The sequence below is a fragment of the Streptomyces venetus genome (assembly GCF_039540295.1).
Lineage (GTDB): Bacteria > Actinomycetota > Actinomycetes > Streptomycetales > Streptomycetaceae > Streptomyces > Streptomyces venetus.
On record NZ_BAABET010000004.1, the window covers coordinates 170140 to 187966 of the forward strand.

Sequence of the window (17827 nt, forward strand, 5' to 3'; positions counted from 1 at the left end):
GCTCGTGACCGCAACCCGCGTCACCACGCGTGAGCCGCCGGCCGGTGAGACCGCGCACCTCTCACCGGCGTTGCCATTCCTCCGCGAGGAGCTGATACGAGCGCACCCGGTCGTCGTGGTCGTGGGTGATGGTCGTGATGAGCAGCTCGTCGGCGCCGGTGGCCTCCCGCAGCTGTTCGAGCTGGTCCGCGACGCGCCCCGGCGAGCCCACGAACTGGGTGTCGACACGGTCCGCGACCAGGGCCCGGTCCTCCTCGGTCCAGGTGTGGGCGCGGGCCTCCTCGGGGGTCGGGAAGGGGATCGCGCCCTCGGCGGTGCGGATGCTGCGGACCCACGGGGCGTAGCCGGTGGCCAGTTCGCGGGCGGTCTCGTCGTCCTCGGCGACGACGACGTCGGCGGAGACGCTGACATGGGGCTTGTCGAGGTAGTCGGAGGGCTGGAACGCGGCCCGGTAGCCCTCGGCCGCCTCCAGCACGGTGGCCGGGCTGACGTGGTAGTTGGCGGCGAAGGGGAGGCCGTTGCGGCCGGCGACGTCGGCGCTCTCCCCGCCGCTGCTGCCGAGGATCCACACCTGCACGTCGGCGCCCTCGCCGGGGACGGCGTGCGCCTCCAGCCCGTCCGCCGAGCGGTAGTCGCCGCGCAGCAGCGCGAGGATGTCGCCGACCTGCTCGCCGTAGTCCTGGTGGGTGGCGCCGGGTTGCTGCAACAGCTCCCGCTGAAGTTTCAGTCGGGGTGAGCCCCGCAGGTGGTCGAAGGAGAACCGGGGCGGGATCTTCAGACCGTTGGGTGTGTGCCCGTCGACGACCGGGGTCGTGGTGGGGCGGGGCTGCGCCGTCTGTCCGGGCGGGCGGCCGCCGGAGCGGCCGAGGCCCAGGTCGAGTCGCCCGGGGTGCAGGGCGTCGATCAGTCCGAACTCCTCGACGGTGGACAGGGCCGTGCGGTGGCCGAGTTGTACGGCTCCGGATCCGATCCTGATCGTGGAGGTCGCGGAGGCGGTCAGGGCCAGGAGGACGGCGGGCGAGGTACCGGCCACGCCCGGGTTGAGGTGGTGCTCGGCGAACCAGAAGCGGCTGTAGCCGAACCGCTCGGTGCGGCGCGCGAGGTCGATGGTGCGGTGCAGGGCCTCGGCGGCGGTCGAGCCGGACGGGACCGGGACGAGGTCGAGGACTCCGAGCGGGATGCCGGACATGGTCGGGTGCTCCTCAGCAGGCGGACGACGGGAGGGTTCCGGGCGGAGGGTCAGCTGCCGCTCTTCGGCAGGCCGGGCGGGTTGATCTCCGACTTCTTCACGGCCTCGTCGGACAGGCCCCAGCGCTTCAGGACCTTCGCGTACGTCCCGTTCTCGATGACGTGGTCGAGTGCGTCGGCGAGCGGCTTCGCCAGTTGGCTGTCCTTCTTGGTGGTGGCCGCGATGAGGCCCTGGAGGCGGGCGCCGGCGCCGGAGTAGGTGCCGACGACCTCCGTCTTCCCGGTGGTGGCCGCGTGGTAGGCGGCGGTCGGGTTGGGTCCGAGGTAGAGGTCGATCCGGCCGGACTGGAGAGCGAGGTAGGTGTCGCTGTCGTTCTGGTAGTACTTGATGTCGACGGGCTTCCGGCCGGCCTTCTCGTTCTCCCTGGACCACTCGATCAGCAGCTTCTCCTGGTTGGTGCCGCTGCCCACGGCGACGGTCCGGCCCGCCACGTCCTTCGGTCCGGTGACCTTCAGACCGCTGCCCTTCTTCGCCTCGAAGGCCAGGTTGTCCTCGCGGTAGGTGGCGAAGTCGTACTTCTCCTTGCGTTCCTCGGTGACGGTGATGTTGCTGAGGCCGGCGTCGTACTTGCCACTGTCGAGGCCGACGAAGATGTTCTCCCAGGACACCGTGTTGATGTGGGGCTTGAGGCCCAGGACGTCCGCGACCAGGTGGGCGAGGTCGGGCTCGACGCCGATGACGGTCTTGTTGTCGGTGGCGTAGAAGGTCAGCGGTGCGGCGGAGCCGGAGGAGGCGACCAGTTCCAGCGTGCCTCTCTTGCGGATCTTCGCGGGTACTTCGGCGGCTATGGAGTCGACCTTGCCGGTGGTGACGCGCTTCTGGTCGGGACTGATGTTGATCTTCGTCTTGCCGCCGGTGGTGGCCGAGACGTCGGTGGTGCCGCCGTCGGTGGGGTTGGCGCAGGCGGCGAGGACGAGGGCGCCGGCGAGTCCGAGGGCGGCCGCGGTGGTGCGGCGGGCGACGAGGGTGGCCACGGGGGTGCTCCTTGCGTAGGGGAAGAGGGGGGTGGTCAGAGGACCTTGGAGAGGAAGGCGCGGGTGCGCTCGTGCTGCGGGGCGTCGAGGACGGCCGCCGGCGGGCCCTGTTCCACGACGACACCGTCGTCCATGAACACCACGGTGTCGGCGACCTCGCGGGCGAAGCCGATCTCATGGGTCACGACGATCATGGTGGTGCCGGAGCGGGCCAGGTCCTTGATGACGTCGAGGACTTCACCGACCAGTTCCGGGTCGAGGGCCGAGGTGGGTTCGTCGAAGAGCAGCACCTTGGGTTCGAGGGCGAGTGCGCGGGCGATGGCGACGCGCTGCTGCTGGCCGCCGGACAACTGCCGGGGGTAGGCGGCGGCCTTGTCCGCGAGTCCGACCCGCTCCAGCAGCCGCCGGGCGGTGTCCTCGGCCTCGTTGCGCGGTCGGCGCAGCGCGGAGACGGGAGCCTCGACGAGGTTCTCCAGCACGGTCAGGTGCGGGAAGAGGTTGAAGTTCTGGAAGACGAACCCGATGTTGGTCCGCTGTTTCAGAACGTCCCTCTCCTTCAGCTCGTGCAGCTTGTCGCCGGAGCGGCGGTAGCCGACGAGTTCACCGTCGATGCTGATCCAGCCGGCGTTGACCTTCTCCAGGTGGTTGATGGTGCGCAGCAGCGTGGACTTGCCGGAGCCGGACGGGCCGAGGATCACGGTGACCTCGCCGGCGCGGACCTCCAGGTCGACTCCGCGCAGCACCTCCAGGGCGCCGAAGCTCTTGTGGACGCCGTGGACGTCGACCATGACGGCACTCATGTGCTCTCCTTCGTCACCAAGCGCCGGGCGCGCTGGAGGGGGGTGGGCGGCGGGGTGCGGTCGGCGCCCCGGGCGTAGCGGCGTTCCACGTAGTACTGGGCGATGGACAGCAGGGAGGTCAGTACGACGTACCAGGCGGTGGCGACGAGCAGCAGCGGGATGACCCGGCCGTTGCGGCCGTAGATCACCTGCACCTGGTAGAACAGCTCGCCGATGGACATCACGTAGACCACCGAGGTGCCCTTGAGCAGGCCGATGATCTCGTTGCCGGCGGTGGGCAGGATGGCGCGCATGGCCTGCGGCAGCACGATCCGGCGGATCTGCCGCAGCCGGGGGATGCCCAGCGCGGCGGCGGCCTCCAGCTGTCCGTGGTCGACGGCGAGGACACCGCCGCGGACGATCTCGGCGGCGTAGGCGGCCTGGTGCAGGGTCAGCCCGATGACAGCGGCGCCGATGGTGCCGATCAGGGTGTTGCTGTCGACGGACAAGAACACCGGGCCGAAGGGGATGCCGAGGCCCAACTCCTCGTACAGGGCGCTGAGATTGAACCAGAACACCAGCTGGACGATCATCGGGATGGACCGGAAGATCCAGATGTAGGTCCAGGCGACGGTGGAGAGCACCGGGCTGCGCGAGAGCCGCATGAAGGCGATGACGGTGCCGAGGAGGAAGCCGAGGACGGTGGCGTAGGCGGTGAGCTGGAGGGTCACCCACACCGCCTGGACGATCGTCTCGGAGAAGACGTAGTCGCGGAAGACGTTCCACTCCCAGACGGGGTTGGTGGCCAGGCCGTGGACGAACTGGGCGACCAGTACGACCACGGCGGCCCCGGCGGCCCACCGGGCGTAGTGGCGGGTGGGCACGATCTTCAGCGCGGCCGGGTCCTCGACCGCTCGGGGGGCCGGTTCGGTGATGGTGTCACTGCTCATGGGTCACCTGTGCTCTGGCGGGTTGATCCGCGAGGTGTCGATCGCGGAGGCGGAGGTGCCCCACTTCTTGAGGATCCGGGCGTATGTGCCGTCCTCGATCAGCTCGTTGACGGCGGCCTGGAAGGCCTTGGTGAGCGGGGAGCCCTTCCGGAAGGCGAAGCCGACGTCGAGGCGGTGGTACTCGCCGAGGAACGCGGTCCCGGCCGCGGGCTGGGCCGCCTGGTAACGCAGGCCGTTGATGGTCGACATGATCACGTCGATGCGGCCCTGCTGGAGCGCGGTGAGCGTCGCGGCGTTCTCCGAGTAGACCTTCACCTCGTACGGCTTCTTGCCGGCCTTCGCGCACACGCCCCGCTGCTCGGCGAGGGTGGTCTCGAAGGTGGTGCCGGCGCCGGTTCCGATGGTCAGGCCGCACAGCTGGGTGAGGTCGGTGACCTTCTTCTTGAGGGCGGTGCCGCCCTTCTTCACGGCGAAGCCCTGGCCGTCGTTGATGTAGGTGACGAAGTCGACGGTCTTCAGGCGCTGCGTGGTGACGCCGAAATTGCCGGTGCCGACGTCGTACTTGCCGCTGCCGAGGGCGGGCAGGATCGTTTCGAAGGAGGCGTCCTGGCGCACCGCCTTCACGCCGAGGACCTTGGCCACCGCGTCGGCGATGTCGATGTCCTGGCCGGCGGGTGCCTTGCCGGGTCCGTTCGGGTAGTAGGCCCCGGGCGGGAAGCCGACGGAGCTGCCGATCCGGAGCTTGCCCGACCGGCGGACGTCGGCGGGCAGCAGGGCGGCGGCGGAGTCCACCTTGCGGACGGCGGCGACCGGGTCGTCGGTGGGCGCGGGCGACTGCGCGGCCGCGGTGGTGCTGCCGGCGGTGCCGCCGGAGCCGCAGGCGGTGAGCGCGAGGGCGGGCAGCAACGCGAGGGCGGCGGCGCTGCGCAGGCGGGTTCTGATCATGCGGATGCTCACTTCGTGCGGACCTCTGAGAGGTGTTTCTCGAACGGCAGCGGGCCGATGGTCTCCGGGTCGGCGTCCGTGTCGAACAGGGGGGTGTAGCCGGTGGTGAGGTAGAGGCCGCGGGCCTCGGGCTGGCGCGGACCGGTGGTGAGGTAGATCCGCCGGTAGCCGCGGAGGGCCGCCTCGGCCTCCAGCTCGGCGACGACGCGCCGGGCCAGCCCGCGCCGCCGGTGGGCGGAGTGCGTCCAGATCCGCTTCAGTTCGGCGGTGGCAGGGTCGTACCGGCGGAAGGCGCCGCCCGCGACGGGCTCGCCGCGCTCCAGGAGCAGCAGGAGGAGACCGCCGTACGGTGCGGTGAACTCCTCGTCCGGGTAGCGGGCCATCTCGGCGTGCGCGTCCCCGCCGTAGCGTCTGGAGTACTCGTCGCCGAGTTCACGCAGGAGTGGCTCGACGCGGGGGTCGGAGACGGGGACGTGCAGGAACGTCAGTTCCGGTGCGGAGGTCATCCGTGCACCGCCGTGAGGGTCTGCGTCCCGCGGGCCGCCCGCTCGGCGTCCCGCTTGGCGACCTCCTCGCGGACGATCGGGATCACGTGACGCCCGAAGTCGATGGCGTCGCCCAGCAGGTCGTAGCCGCGGGCGGAGAGGATGTCGACGCCGAGGTCGTAGTAGTCGAGCAGGGCCTGGGCGACGGTCTCGGGGGTGCCGACCAGGGCGTTGGAGTTGCCCGCGCCGCCGGTGGCGGCGGCGGTCGGGGTCCACAGGGCGCGGTCGTAGCGCTCCCCCGCCTCGGCGATGGCGATCAGCCGCTGCGATCCGGTGTTCTGGGGCCCGGCCTGTCCGTTGTGGCGCTTGGTGACCGCCTCGCCGCGCTCCCTGCGGGCCTTGATCGCGCCGACCGTGCGGTGGGCCTTCTCCCAGGCCAGTTCCTCGGTGGGGGCGATGATCGGGCGGAACGCCACCTGGATGCGCGGCACGTCGGTGCGGCCGGCCGCACGGGCCGCCGCCTTCACGGCCTCGATCTGCTCGGCGGTCCTCTCCAGCGGCTCTCCCCAGAGGCAGTAGATGTCGGCCTCGGCGCCGCCCGCCGCGTACGCGGCGGGTGACGACCCGCCGAACGAGACGTTCGGGCGCGGCTGCTGGACGGGGAAGACGTCGCTGACGAAGTCGTGGAAGCGGTAGTGCTCGCCCTCGTGGTCGAACGGCTCGTGGGTGGTCCAGATCTTCTTGACGATCCGGATGTACTCCCGGGTGCGGGCGTAGCGCTCGTCCTTGGTGAGGACGTCTCCCTCGCGGCCCTGTTCCCGGTCGTTGCCTCCGGTGATGAAGTGCACGGTCAGACGGCCCTCGCTGATCTGGTCGAGGGTCGCGAAGGTCTTCGCGGCGTATGTCGGGTACGAGACGTTCGGCCGGTGGGCGAGGAGGATCTGGAGCCGGTCCAGCCTGCTCGCGATGTAGGCGGCGGCCGGTGCCGGGTCGGGCGAGCCGGAGCCGTAGGCGAACAGCACCCGGTCCCAGCCGTGTTCCTCGTGGGCCCGGGCGAGCCGGAGCGTGTACTCCTTGTCGAAGGCCGCGCCGGAGCGCGGGGTGATTTCGGAACCGTCGTTGGTCGCGGCGATGCCGAGGAATTCCACGGGCATGGGTACGGCCTTTCCTCAAGTCCTCTGGCACTGCGTCGCGTTCGTACGCGGGCAGGGCGGGGCAGCCCTCGGCACGGTCGTGTGCGACGGCGCCTCAGGGCGGGGTGATCCGGGAGAAGAGCAGGGGTGATGACGCCGGGGTGCGGGCCCCTGGCAAGGTGGAGCGGCGGCAGCGCGTGTCGAAAAGAGGACTCGGCCCGCTACGGGGACACCGAGGGAGGGAAGGGCCGGTCAGACGGCCCGCTGCCGCGTCAGGCGCAACACGCCGCGGACCACACCCGACCGAAGTCGATGTGGCCACGGATGACCAGGCGCTGCTCGGCATTCATACGACCAATTGAGCAGGACAACTCGCTCCTCGTCAACCGTGGTTCGGATGCCGGACGTGAGGTGAGCTTTTCCTGTGCCCGGTTGACACGGCCGGGCGCACCGCCCTTACCATCGGCGGCACCGCGTTGAGGGACGCGGCGAGCGTGATGACGCCCCAGCCGGGCTCAGGCCCCGTATCCACGCCACGCCTCCCTCCCCTGGAGAGCCCTGATGGCCTCGCCTTCCGACCTCACCGCGTCGCTCCACAACCCCGCGCCCGCACCGTCCACGGGCGGCGCGAAAACCTCCGGCCAGGCTTCCGAGCCCAGGTCCGGGGCCGCCGAGGATCTCCCACGGATCGTGCCGCGCCGGCGCGTCGGCCGCCTGCTGTCGGCCACCGTCGCGCTGCTGCTCTTCGCGATGGTGGTGAACTCCGTCGTCCGCAACCGTGCCTTCCAGTGGGACGTGGTCGGCGGCTACTTCACCAGTGCCGCCGTGCTCGACGGTCTGCTGCTCACCCTGTGGCTCACCGGGCTGGTGATGGTGCTCGGCTTTCTGCTCGGCATTCCGCTGGCCGTGATGCGGCTGTCCGCCAACCCGGTGCTGACCACGCTGAGCTGGGGTTTCGTGTGGATCTTCCGGTCCACTCCCCTGCTGGTGCAGCTGCTGTTCTGGTTCAACATCGGCGCCCTCTACCCGACGCTCGGCCTCGGCATCCCGTTCGGCCCGCAGTTCGTCACCGTCAAGACCGTCAACCTGCTCGGACCGGCCCTCACGGCCGTCATCGGCCTGACCCTGCACGAGGCCGCCTACGCCGCCGAGGTGGTGCGCGGTGGCATCCTCTCGGTCGATGCCGGGCAGACCGAGGCCGCGCAGGCCCTCGGGATCGGCAGGGCACGCACCCTGCGCCGGATCGTCGTGCCGCAGGCGATGCGCTCGATCGTCCCGACCGCCGGCAACATGCTGATCGGCACCCTGAAGGGCACGAGCATCGTCAGCGTTCTGGCCGTGCACGACCTGCTGTACTCGGTGCAGTTGGTCTACAACCAGACGTACCAGGTCATCCCGCTGCTCGTGGTCGCCACGCTCTGGTACATCGCCGTCACCACCGTGCTCAGCGTGGGGCAGTTCTACGTCGAGCGCCACTACGCCCGCGGGGCCGCGCGGGCCCTGCCGCCCACGCCGGTGCAGCGGTTGCGGGCCCGGCTGGCCGCGTATCGCCTTTCCCTACGTTCCCTATGGAATTACTAGGAAAGTATTGACGGGGCCTTGCACTGCTGCGCAGGATGATGTGCATGCCCCACACAACCATGTGAGGAGACCTCAGCCATGGGCGTTGCCCCTGCGCCGTCCGGCCCCGACTCCGAGCTCGACCGGACCGGACCGGGGAGCGCGCACTGGCTGCGCGTGGCCCGCGAGACCGCGGACGACCTGGCCACGGACGCGGTGGCCAGGGAGCAGGCGGGCAAGCCCCCGTTCGACGAGGTGTCCCGGCTGCGCGAGTCGGGGCTGCTGACGCTCCTCGTCCCGGCCGGGCTCGGGGGCGGCGGCGGGGACTGGACCACGGCCTACGCGGTGGTCCGGGAGATCGCGGCGGCCGACGGCGCGATCGGCCAACTGCTCGGCTGTCACTACTTCATGTCGTGGAGTGCGCGGCTCCTCACCGACCCCGCTCTCGCCGTCCGGCTGGAGCAGCGCTCCGCCGCGGAGCAGTGGTGCTGGGGTGGTGGTCTGGCGCGGCAGGAGCCGGCTCTGGCGCTGGCCAGGAACGCGACGGGGTACGTACTGAACGGCCGGCAGAGCTATGCCGCCGGTGCCCTGGTCGCCGACCGCCTCGCCGTGCGGGCGGTGCGGGCCGACACCGGCGAGCCGGTGGCCCTCGTGGTCGATCCCGCCCTTCCGGGCGTGGTGACGGACGGTGACGCCGATCCGTTCGGCCAGCGGCTCGCGGCCGGCGGCAGCGTGGAGTTCGACTCCGTGCCCGTCAGCGCGCAGGACATCCTGGGCTCGCTCGCCGTGGACGAGGACGCCCTGTCGCCCCTGACCTCGATGGCGTCACCGGTGGGCCGACTCCTGTCGGTGCAGCTTCGTCTCGGCATGGCGGAAGGAGTGCTCGCCGAGGCCCGCGAGTACAGCAGGGCCGGCCTTTCCCACTGGCACCCCGACTGGCCGGTCGGCTCGCCGCAGGACCCGCAGGTGCTGACCGCGTACGGGGAGCTCACGGTGCTGACCCGCTCCGCGTCCGCTCTCGCCGACCAGGGGCGGCATGCCGTGCTCGACGGGCTGGCCCGGGGCGAGGACCTCGGCTACGAGGAGTACGCGGAGATCTCCGTCCTCGTGGCCATGGCCGAAGCCGCCGCCTCCGGGGCCGCGCAGGAGTGCACCGCCCGTGCCCTCGACATCATCGGCGCCCGCTCGGCGTCCGCGCGGCTGGGCTTCGACCGCTTCTGGCGCAACGCCCGTACCCACACCCTGTACGAGCCCGTCGCCCACCGGCTCCGCGACGTCGGGGACTACTTCCTCAACGGCGCGCATCCTCCGTTCGTCCTCCCCGTCTGACCGGCCACCGGCGGGCTCTGCGGCATCCCGTCCGGTCAGGTGCCTGCCTCGACGCGCGGAAGCGTTCCGTCCCCGGCCTCCTCGGAGAGCCGCTCCATTCCGCTGGTGGTCTTCAGCGGCTTCTCCTTGATGAACAGCACGGCGATCAGCGCGAGCGCCGCGAAGGGCGTGGCCACGAGGAAGAGTTCGGCCGTGGCGACCCCGTAGGCGTGCTTCACGATGTCCCGCATCGGCGCCGGCAGGGCGCTCATGTCGGGCACTCCCCCGTGCCCGGCCTGGCCTCCGCCCCCGGCGGCTTTGGCGCCCTGGAGGCTCTTGGTCATCTCGGAGGCGACCCGGTTCGCCAGGATCGCGCCGAGCACGCTGGTCCCGATGGTGCCGCCCATGCTGCGGAAGAAGGACAACACCGAGGTCGCGGCGCCCAGTTCGGCCGCGGGAACGTCGTTCTGCGCGGCCAGCACCAGGTTCTGCATCAGCATGCCGACGCCGATACCCATGATCGCCATGTAGAGGCTGAGCAGACCGAAGGGGGTGTCGGCCCCGATCGTGGAGAGCAGTCCGAGCCCGACGGTCATGGTGACGCCGCCCGCGACGAGGTACACCTTCCACCGGCCGGTCGAGCTGATGATCTGCCCCGCGACGGTGGAGGAGAGCAGCAGGCCGAGGATCATGGGCAGGCTCATCAGGCCCGCGATGGTCGGGGACTTGCCCAGGGAGACCTGGAAGTACTGCGACAGGAAGACCGTGCCGCCGAACATGGCCACGCCGACGAACAGGCTGGCGACGGTGGTGAGCGTGACGGTCCGGTTGCGGAAGATGCCGAGCGGGATGACCGGCTCGGCGACCTTCGCCTCGACGAGGACCGCGAGGACCAGCAGCAGCACTCCCCCGCCGGTCAGCGCGGCCGTCTGCCACGACGCCCAGTCGAACTCGTTGCCCGCGAGCGTCACCCAGATCAGCAGGGCGCAGACGCCCGCGACGATCAGGAAGGCACCCAGGTAGTCGATCTTCGCCTCGCGGCGGACGGTGGGCAGGTGGAGCGTGCGCTGGAGCAGGGCGATGGCGAGCAGGGCGAAGGGCACCCCGATGAAGAAGCACCAGCGCCAGCCGAGCCAGGAGGTGTCCACCAGGACTCCGCCGATCAGCGGGCCGGCCACGGTGCCCACGGCGAACACGGCCCCGAAGATCCCGGCGTACCGGCCGAGCCTGCGCGGCGGGATGATCGCGGCCATCACGACCTGGGCCAGTGCCGTGAGGCCGCCGGCCCCGACGCCCTGCGCCACCCGGCTGAAGATGAGCAGCCCCACGTCGTGGGAGAAGCCGGCCAGCAGCGAGCCCACGACGAACAGGCCCAGGGAGAGCTGGAGCAGCAGTTTCTGGTTGTAGAGGTCGGACAGCTTGCCCCACAGGGGCACGGTCGCCGTCATGGCCAGCAGTTCGGCGGTGACGACCCAGGTGTAGGAGGACTGGCTGGCCCCGAGGTCGGCGATGATGCGGGGCAGGGCGTTGGAGACCACGGTGCCGGCCAGGATGGCGACGAACATGCCCGCCATCAGGCCTGACATGGCCTGGAGTATCTGCCGGTTGGACATGGCGGACGGTGACGCCTCGACGGGCGCCGCTGAAGGATTCACTTGTTCTCTTTCACGGTGTGGAGAGGGCGATGGCGACGCGGGGCTACCGGTCCGCCGGTTCCGCCGCTGACGGGGCCGGGAGGCCGGCGGCGAGATGCTCGAACGTCTCCCGGAAGACATCCACGAAGGCGAGGTCGTCCTGCCGGACGCACCAGTGCTCGACGGCGACCCGGACCGCGGTGACGCCGACAGCGGCGAGCAGGCGCGGGTAGAGGCCCAGTGCCCGCCTGCGGCGTTCGTCGTCCGGCGACGCCGGCTCGGTGCGGTCCTCGCGGAAGAGCGGGGAGCCGGCGCCGATGCGCTCGGCGAGCGTTTCCGCCAGGGCGAGTTCGTCGGCCATGTGGGCGCCGAGACTGCGCGCGAGGAGATGCGGCGAGCGGCGCAGCACCTCGGAGTACAGGCGCCACAGTTCCTGGTGCTGCTCGACCTCCGCCAGTTCGGTCGCCATGGCGTCGCGCAGCACCCGCAACGGGGAGAGGCCGGAGGGCGCCGCCAGCACGGCGTCCCGGACCCTCGCGCTCGACTCGGCACCGATCATCACGAAGACGTCGTCACGGGAGTCGAAGTAGTTGAAGAACGTGCGAGCGGACACCCCGGCCGCCTCGCTGATCGCGTCGACGGTGATGTTCTCCGCCCCGTGCTCGGCGGCCAGGCGCACCGCGGCCGCGACCAGCGCGGCGCGTGTCGCCCGCTTCTTCCGCTCACGCAGCCCGACGCCCGCCGGGTTCCCCTCCGTCATATTTTCATAGTACGCAAAGATGCAGACTCTGCAAAAAGTCCGCTCCGCGCCCGCCGGACACTCACGCGTCGGGAAGTCCCGCCTCGGGGAACGCCTGCTCAGCCCAGATGATCTTGCCGTTGGGTGTCTGCCGGGCGCCCCAGCCCTGGCACAGCTGGGCGACGAGGAGCAGTCCGCGGCCGCCCTCGTCATAGGTGCGGGCCCGGCGCATGTGCGGGGCGGTGGTGCTGCCGTCCGACACCTCGCAGATGAGGGCGCGGTCGTAGATCAGCCTCAGTTCGATGGGCGGTCGTGCGTGCCGGACGGCGTTGGTGACCAGCTCGCTGACCACGAGTTCGGTGACGAACACGTACTCGTCGAGACCCCAGTCGGCCAGCTGCCGGCAGGCGTTCTTGCGTGCCGCGGCGACCGCGGCGGTGTCGGGGGGTACCTCCCAGGTGGCCACGCGGGCGGCGTCGAGGGCGCGGGTGCGGGCCACGAGCAGGGCCACGTCGTCGGCCGGCCGGTCCGGGAGCATGGCCCGCAGCACCGCTTCGCAGGTGCTCTCGAGCGAGCTGCCGGACCGCCCCAGCACTTGGAGCAGGGTGTCCATGCCGTCGTCGATGTCACGGAACCGGGATTCGACCAGGCCGTCGGTGTACAACGCGAGAACGCTGCCTTCGGGCAGTTCCAGATCGACGGCCTCGAAGGGCAGATTGCCCAGCCCCAGAGGAGGCCCCACCGGGATGTCGAGGAACTCCACCACACCGCCCGGTGTGGCCAGCGCCGGGACGGGGTGCCCCGCGCGCGCCAGGGAGCATCGGCGGGACACCGGGTCGTACACGGCGTACAGGCACGTGGCTCCGACCTCGCCCGCGGTGTCGGCTCCCGCGGCCAGGTGGGTGACCAGGTCGTCCAGGTGGGTCAGCAGTTCGTCGGGCGGGAGGTCCACGTCGGCCAGGGTTCGGACGGCGGTCCGCAGCCGCCCCATGGAGGCCGAGGCCTGGATGCCGTGACCGACGACATCGCCGACGACCAGTGCGACGCGGGCACCGGACAGCGGGATGACGTCGAACCAGTCGCCGCCGACCCCGGCCTGTGCGCTGGCGGGCAGATAGCGGGAGGCGATGTCGAGGGCGGACTGCTCGGGCAGCCGTTGCGGCAGGAGACTGCTCTGCAGGGTGAGGGAGGTGGTGCGCTCACGGGTGAAGCGGCGTGCGTTGTCCATGCTGAGGGCGGCCCGCTCGGTGATCTCCTGGCCGAGCAGCAGGTCGTCCTGTTCGAAGGGTTCCGGGGTCCGGTGGCGGGAGAAGGTGGCCACGCCCAGGGTGATGCCCCGTGCCCGCAGGGGCACGGCCAGGACCGAGTGGAACCCGAACCGTCGCATGCGTTCGGCCCGCTCGGGGGTCTGGCGCAGCACGTACTCCATCGCCTCGGCGGTGACCCGCTGGATCAGCGGCCGGCCCGCGGCCAGGCACTCGGCCGCCGTCGACCGGTGCGGATAGACGGCCACGGTCCCGTTCGGGACCACCGTCTCGGGGCAGCCCTCGAGAACCGACTGGTGGGCGACCCGACGTAGCCGCACAGGGCCGCGGGGGGCTCCCGAGGGCGGGTCCGCATCGCCCTCGATGGAGGGCAGCAGGTCGACGGTGACGAAGTCGGCGAGCTGGGGGACGGCCACATCGGCGAGTTCCTGCGCCGTACGGACCAGGTCGAGCGTGCTGCCGATGCGCCGGCTCGCCTCGTTCACCAGGGCCAGCCGCTGCCGGGAAAGGTGCTGCTCGGTCATGTCGTGCGCCGAGAGCAGCACACCCTGCGTCCGGCCGTCGGCCGCCCGCACCGGGGCCAGGGCCACCGTCCACACGGTGGCGCGTTCGTGGCCCGCCAGGTGCAGCGACACCTCGAGGTCCTGCCGCCGGCCGGTCTCCAGCGCACGCCGCATGTGCCGCTCGGTGCGGTCGGCCTGCGGGTGGTGCACGATCTCGGAGACGCGCAGCCCGCGCATCGCCTCCTCGGGCAGGCCGATCACCCGTTCCATGTCCGCGTTCGCCATGACCAGCCGCAGGCGGGTGTCGTACAGCGCCGTCGTGCAGGTGGACTGGGTGAAGCTCCTCCTGAGGAACCCGTCGTCATCGGGGCTGACCCGGGAAGGGGTGACCGCCGCGAGCAACAGCCACTCGTCCTGGCCGTCGCCGTCCTGCCGGAGGTGTGCCAGCAGGTTCACGGTCAAGGGGCGCCCCTCGCGGTGCAGCAGCGTCACCCTTCCGCTCCACCTGGGGAGGGTGTTCAGGGAGCCGGGCAGGTCCGGCGGGATTCCGTGGGCGAGCAGTGCGGCCCCTGACCGGCCGACGACCTCCGAGTCCCGGTAGCCGAGCAGCCTGCGGGCCCCTTCGCTCCATCCCCGGACGATGCCGCGTTCGTCCACGACGGCCTTCGCGGTGCCCGCCTCGTCGACGAGGTCCTGCGGCGAGGCACCGCGGTCCTCACCCGGAACGGACGCTGATCTCGCCATGAAGCCTCAATCCGCCTCAGCCGCTCAGTGTTTTTGCCGCATTCTTGCCGCGCTCTTTCCCTTTCGTTCATCTATGTCCCAAGAATGGCAGATACCCCCTTTCCCGAGTTGAATGGCCTGGAACGCTGAACGGCCGCGCGGGAGGGCCGGGGCCCGGATCCACCGACCAGGGCGGAGGGCGTGACATGACTGTCACCGGCGAGCGGACCTGGCCCAGCGCGGCCGAGTGGACCGGAAGGATCTACAGCGAGGGCTGGCGGGCCGCCGAGGGCGGCACCCTCGGGGTGATCGAACCGGCCACCGGCGAGCCACTGGCGGAGGTGGGCGTGGCCTCCCCGGCGGATGTCGCGCGGGCCGGTGCCCGGGCGGCCCGGGCCGGGGCGGCATGGGCGGCGGCCACGGTGTCGGAACGGATCGACGTCCTGTCGCGTGCCGATCGTGCCCTGCGTGAGCACAGCGAGGCGGTCCGCGAATGGATCGTCCAGGAGTCGGGTGGCGTCCCCGCCAAGGGCGACTACGAGATCGCGGCCGGGCTCGGTCAGTTGCAGCACGCGATCGGGCTCGCGTCGCTGCCCCCGGGCGAGGTCCTCACCCCGCAGGTGCCCGGCGGGACGAGTCTGGCGTGGCGGGTGCCGCTCGGGGTGGTGGGGGTCATCGCCCCGTGGAACGCGCCGCTGCTGTTCGCGATGCGGGCACTGGCGCCGGCGCTGGTCCTCGGCAACGCCGCGCTGCTCAAGCCGGACCCACTCACCCCGGTGTCCGGCGGTGTTCTCGTCGCGCGGCTGTTCCAGGAGGCCGGGCTGCCCGACGGCGTGCTGCACGTCCTTCCCGGCGGCGCGGAGACCGGGCGCGCGGTCGTCGCCGACCGGCATGTCGCGATGGTCTCGTTCACCGGCTCGACCGAGGCCGGGCGGGAAGTGGCCCGGGTCGCGGGCGAGGGGCTCAAACGCGTGTCGCTGGAGCTGGGCGGCAAGAACTCGATCGTCGTGCTGTCGGACGCGGACGTGGAGGCGGCCGCCGCGGCGGGGGCCGTCAGCTCGTTCGGCTATCAGGGCCAGGCCTGCGTCGCCGCCGGACGCCATGTGGTGCACGCGGATGTCGTCGAGGCGTACATCGAGGCGCTCGTCCGGCAGGCGAAGGCGTTGCCCATCGGGGACCCCCGCGCCGACGGCGTGGCGATCGGTCCGGTCATCAGCGAGCGGCAGGCGGCCCGGATCGAGCGGATCGTGGACGAGAGCGTGGCCGGCGGGGCGCGTGTGCTGGCCGGGGGCACCCGCAAGGGGCTCTTCTATCCGCCCACCGTGCTGGACCGCGTCGACCGGACCATGCCGGTCTTCACCGAGGAGATCTTCGGACCTGTCGCTCCCGTCATCCCGTTCCACGGCGAGGACCAGGCCGTGGAGATCGCCAACGACACCGCCTACGGCCTGACCGCCGCCGTCCACTCCCGGTCCGTCCCCCGGGCGACCGCCTTCGCGCAGCGGTTGCGCACCGGCATGATCCACATCAACGACGTGTCCGCCAAGGACGCCGCGAACGCGCCGTTCGGCGGCATGGGCGTCTCGGGCAACGCCTCCCGCATCGGCGGGACCGCCAGCCTGGAGCAGTTCACCCAGTGGCGCTGGATGACGGCGCCCGGGTCGTTGTGACCCTGCGGGTGAGGGCGGGGGCCGCCGGCGGGGCGCCGTCGCGTCAGAGGCGCTCGACGATGGTCACATTGGCCTGACCGCCGCCCTCGCACATCGTCTGCAGGCCGTAGCGGCCGCCGGTGCGTTCCAGTTCGTGCAGGAGCGTGGTCATCAGCCGGGTACCGGTGGCGCCGAGGGGGTGGCCGAGGGCGATCGCGCCGCCGTTGGCGTTGACCTTCTCCGGGTCGGCGCCGGTCTCCTTCAGCCAGGCCAGTACCACCGACGCGAAGGCCTCGTTGATCTCGACCAGGTCGATGTCGTCGAGCGTCATCCCGGACTTCTTCAGGGCGTACGCGGTGGCGGGGATCGGGGCGGACAGCATGCGGATCGGGTCCTCGGCGCGCACCGAGAGGTGGTGGACGCGGGCGCGCGGGGCCAGACCGTGCTCCCGTACGGCCCGTTCCGACGCGAGGAGCACGGCCGAGGCGCCGTCGGAGATCTGGGAGGAGAGCGCGGCCGTCAGCCGGCCGCCCTCCACCAGCGGCTGCAGTGCGGCCATCCGCTCGGGACTGGTGTCGCGGCGCGGCCCCTCGTCGTGGGTCATGTCGCCGTACGCGACGGTCTCCCGGTCGAAGCGGCCCTCGTCGACCGCCCGGATCGCCCGCTGGTGGGAGCGCAGCGCGAACTCCTCCATGGCCTCCCGGGTGATGTCCCACTTGCGGGCGATCTCCTCGGCGCCGAGGAACTGGTTGACGGGCCGGTCGCCGTAGCGGGACCGCCAGCCGACCGAGCCGGCGAACGGCCCTTCGGTCAGGCCCAGCGGTTCGGCTGCCTGCCGGGTGGCGAAGGCGATGGGGATCTGCGACATGTTCTGCACACCGCCGGCGACGACCAGGTCCTGGGTGCCGGAGAGGACGCCCTGTGCGGCGAAGTGCAGGGCCTGCTGCGAGGAGCCGCACTGACGGTCGACCGTCACCCCGGGCACCTCTTCCGGCAGTCCGGCGGCCAGCCAGCTGGTGCGGGCTATGTCACCGGCCTGCGGGCCGACGGTGTCGAGGCAGCCGAGGATCACGTCCTCGACGGCGGCCGGGTCGACGCCGGAGCGCTCCATCAGCGCGGTCAGCACGTGCGCGCCGAGGTCGGCCGGGTGGACGGCGGACAGCCCGCCGCCCCGCCGGCCGACCGGGGTGCGCACCGCTTCGACGATGTAGGCCTCGGCCATGGCGTCTCCTTCTCCGTGTTCGCTTCTCCGTGTCTGCGAGGTGCGGGTCTGCGATGTGCGGCTCCGCCTACGAGTCGCGTGGCGCGATGCCCTCCAGCACCATCGACAGGTACTGGCGGGCGATCTCCTCCGGGCTGTGCCGACCGCCGGGCCGGTACCAGGACGCGGCGACCCAGACCGTGTCGCGCACGAAGCGGTAGGTGAGCCGTACGTCCAGGTCGGCGCGGAAGACCTTGGCGGACACTCCGCGTTCCAGCGTGCCCAGCCACGCCTTCTCGAACTTCTGCTGCGACTCGACGAGATAGGCGAAGTGCGGTTGCGTCCCGAGGTGTCTGGACTCCTTCTGGTAGATGGCGACCGCGTCGAGGTGGCGGTCGATCTCCCGGAAGGACTCGGTGACGAGGGCCTCCAGCGTCTCCCGGGGGCCGAGCCCGGCGGAGAGCACGGCGTCGTACCGTGCCCAGAGCTCGTCCAGGAAGCCCGAGAGGATCTCGTCCAGCATCGACTCCTTGGAGTCGAAGTGGTAGTAGAGGCTGCCCGCCAGCATCCCCGCCGCGTCCGCGATCTTGCGGACGGTGGTGGCGTTGTAGCCCTGCGCGGCGAACACCTGGGCCGCGATGGCCAGGAGTTCCTCGCGCCGCTCGGGCGGGCTCACCGAGCTCTTCTTACGGTCGCTGTTGCTCTTGCTGTTCGGCACCGGGCCATTCTC

The 17827-nt window shown here is 71.3% G+C and carries 15 protein-coding genes; 3 read left to right on the plus strand and 12 right to left on the minus strand.

Annotated elements, in window-relative coordinates; translation table 11 throughout:
* Positions 1–61: 61 nt before the first annotated feature.
* From ABEA82_RS14560 to ABEA82_RS14590, 7 genes are read right to left on the minus strand one after another with little or no spacing between them, the layout of a single operon-like run.
* Positions 62–1189 (minus strand): MsnO8 family LLM class oxidoreductase, encoded by a 1128-nt coding sequence (locus ABEA82_RS14560; protein WP_345661871.1) that lies wholly within the window; start codon positions 1187–1189, stop codon positions 62–64.
* A 50-nt stretch (positions 1190–1239) separates the two neighbouring features.
* Positions 1240–2223: an ABC transporter substrate-binding protein gene (locus ABEA82_RS14565; RefSeq protein ID WP_345661872.1), complete on the minus strand. Its 984-nt coding sequence runs from the start codon at positions 2221–2223 to the stop codon at positions 1240–1242.
* A gap of 35 nt (positions 2224–2258) precedes the next feature.
* Positions 2259–3023 (minus strand): amino acid ABC transporter ATP-binding protein, encoded by a 765-nt coding sequence (locus ABEA82_RS14570; protein WP_345661873.1) that lies wholly within the window; start codon positions 3021–3023, stop codon positions 2259–2261.
* Complete coding sequence (locus ABEA82_RS14575; protein WP_345661874.1) at positions 3020–3952, minus strand: amino acid ABC transporter permease; 933 nt, start codon at positions 3950–3952, stop codon at positions 3020–3022. The genes ABEA82_RS14570 and ABEA82_RS14575 overlap by 4 nt, the downstream gene beginning before the upstream one ends.
* A 3-nt stretch (positions 3953–3955) precedes the next feature.
* Positions 3956–4897, minus strand: a complete 942-nt coding sequence (locus ABEA82_RS14580) for an ABC transporter substrate-binding protein (RefSeq protein ID WP_345661875.1) — start codon at positions 4895–4897, stop codon at positions 3956–3958.
* Between the two features lie 8 nt (positions 4898–4905).
* Complete coding sequence (locus ABEA82_RS14585; protein WP_345661876.1) at positions 4906–5403, minus strand: GNAT family N-acetyltransferase; 498 nt, start codon at positions 5401–5403, stop codon at positions 4906–4908.
* Positions 5400–6536, minus strand: coding sequence for an LLM class flavin-dependent oxidoreductase (locus ABEA82_RS14590; RefSeq protein WP_345661877.1), 1137 nt, complete (start codon positions 6534–6536; stop codon positions 5400–5402). The genes ABEA82_RS14585 and ABEA82_RS14590 overlap by 4 nt, the downstream gene beginning before the upstream one ends.
* A 540-nt stretch (positions 6537–7076) precedes the next feature.
* Between ABEA82_RS14590 and ABEA82_RS14595 the strand changes: the two genes are divergently transcribed.
* Both ABEA82_RS14595 and ABEA82_RS14600 read left to right on the plus strand, forming a co-directional pair.
* Positions 7077–8096, plus strand: coding sequence for an amino acid ABC transporter permease (locus tag ABEA82_RS14595; protein ID WP_345661878.1), 1020 nt, complete (start codon positions 7077–7079; stop codon positions 8094–8096).
* Between the two features lie 78 nt (positions 8097–8174).
* Positions 8175–9404, plus strand: coding sequence for an acyl-CoA dehydrogenase family protein (locus tag ABEA82_RS14600; RefSeq protein WP_345661879.1), 1230 nt, complete (start codon positions 8175–8177; stop codon positions 9402–9404).
* Positions 9405–9439: 35 nt separating this feature from the next.
* Here ABEA82_RS14600 and ABEA82_RS14605 read toward each other — a convergent pair whose 3' ends face one another.
* The 3 genes from ABEA82_RS14605 to ABEA82_RS14615 form a co-directional block, all read right to left on the minus strand.
* Entirely contained in the window at positions 9440–10996 is a 1557-nt protein-coding gene (locus tag ABEA82_RS14605; RefSeq protein WP_345662354.1) for an MDR family MFS transporter, read from the minus strand.
* An 85-nt stretch (positions 10997–11081) separates the two neighbouring features.
* Positions 11082–11777, minus strand: coding sequence for a TetR/AcrR family transcriptional regulator (locus ABEA82_RS14610; protein WP_345661880.1), 696 nt, complete (start codon positions 11775–11777; stop codon positions 11082–11084).
* A gap of 61 nt (positions 11778–11838) precedes the next feature.
* Entirely contained in the window at positions 11839–14268 is a 2430-nt protein-coding gene (locus ABEA82_RS14615; protein ID WP_345661881.1) for a SpoIIE family protein phosphatase, read from the minus strand.
* A 185-nt stretch (positions 14269–14453) separates the two neighbouring features.
* Between ABEA82_RS14615 and ABEA82_RS14620 the strand changes: the two genes are divergently transcribed.
* Complete coding sequence (locus tag ABEA82_RS14620; RefSeq protein ID WP_345661882.1) at positions 14454–15917, plus strand: aldehyde dehydrogenase family protein; 1464 nt, start codon at positions 14454–14456, stop codon at positions 15915–15917.
* Positions 15918–15960: 43 nt separating this feature from the next.
* Here the strand turns inward: ABEA82_RS14620 and ABEA82_RS14625 are convergent, their stop codons facing one another.
* Positions 15961–17118, minus strand: a complete 1158-nt coding sequence (locus ABEA82_RS14625) for an acetyl-CoA C-acetyltransferase (protein WP_345661883.1) — start codon at positions 17116–17118, stop codon at positions 15961–15963.
* Between the two features lie 67 nt (positions 17119–17185).
* Positions 17186–17815 (minus strand): TetR/AcrR family transcriptional regulator, encoded by a 630-nt coding sequence (locus ABEA82_RS14630; RefSeq protein ID WP_345661884.1) that lies wholly within the window; start codon positions 17813–17815, stop codon positions 17186–17188.
* Positions 17816–17827 lie beyond the last annotated feature (12 nt).

Bases quoted from the DNA above. Each gene is read 5' to 3' on its own strand.
- ABEA82_RS14620 (WP_345661882.1), top strand. From the start codon at position 14,454: ATGACTGTCACCGGCGAGCGGACCTGGCCCAGCGCGGCCGAGTGGACC.
- ABEA82_RS14570 (WP_345661873.1), bottom strand. From the start codon at position 3,023: ATGAGTGCCGTCATGGTCGACGTCCACGGCGTCCACAAGAGCTTCGGC.
- ABEA82_RS14625 (WP_345661883.1), bottom strand. From the start codon at position 17,118: ATGGCCGAGGCCTACATCGTCGAAGCGGTGCGCACCCCGGTCGGCCGG.
- ABEA82_RS14580 (WP_345661875.1), bottom strand. From the start codon at position 4,897: ATGATCAGAACCCGCCTGCGCAGCGCCGCCGCCCTCGCGTTGCTGCCC.
- ABEA82_RS14575 (WP_345661874.1), bottom strand. From the start codon at position 3,952: ATGAGCAGTGACACCATCACCGAACCGGCCCCCCGAGCGGTCGAGGAC.
- ABEA82_RS14585 (WP_345661876.1), bottom strand. From the start codon at position 5,403: ATGACCTCCGCACCGGAACTGACGTTCCTGCACGTCCCCGTCTCCGAC.
- ABEA82_RS14560 (WP_345661871.1), bottom strand. From the start codon at position 1,189: ATGTCCGGCATCCCGCTCGGAGTCCTCGACCTCGTCCCGGTCCCGTCC.
- ABEA82_RS14600 (WP_345661879.1), top strand. From the start codon at position 8,175: ATGGGCGTTGCCCCTGCGCCGTCCGGCCCCGACTCCGAGCTCGACCGG.
- ABEA82_RS14615 (WP_345661881.1), bottom strand. From the start codon at position 14,268: ATGGCGAGATCAGCGTCCGTTCCGGGTGAGGACCGCGGTGCCTCGCCG.
- ABEA82_RS14610 (WP_345661880.1), bottom strand. From the start codon at position 11,777: ATGACGGAGGGGAACCCGGCGGGCGTCGGGCTGCGTGAGCGGAAGAAG.
- ABEA82_RS14590 (WP_345661877.1), bottom strand. From the start codon at position 6,536: ATGCCCGTGGAATTCCTCGGCATCGCCGCGACCAACGACGGTTCCGAA.
- ABEA82_RS14595 (WP_345661878.1), top strand. From the start codon at position 7,077: ATGGCCTCGCCTTCCGACCTCACCGCGTCGCTCCACAACCCCGCGCCC.
- ABEA82_RS14605 (WP_345662354.1), bottom strand. From the start codon at position 10,996: ATGTCCAACCGGCAGATACTCCAGGCCATGTCAGGCCTGATGGCGGGC.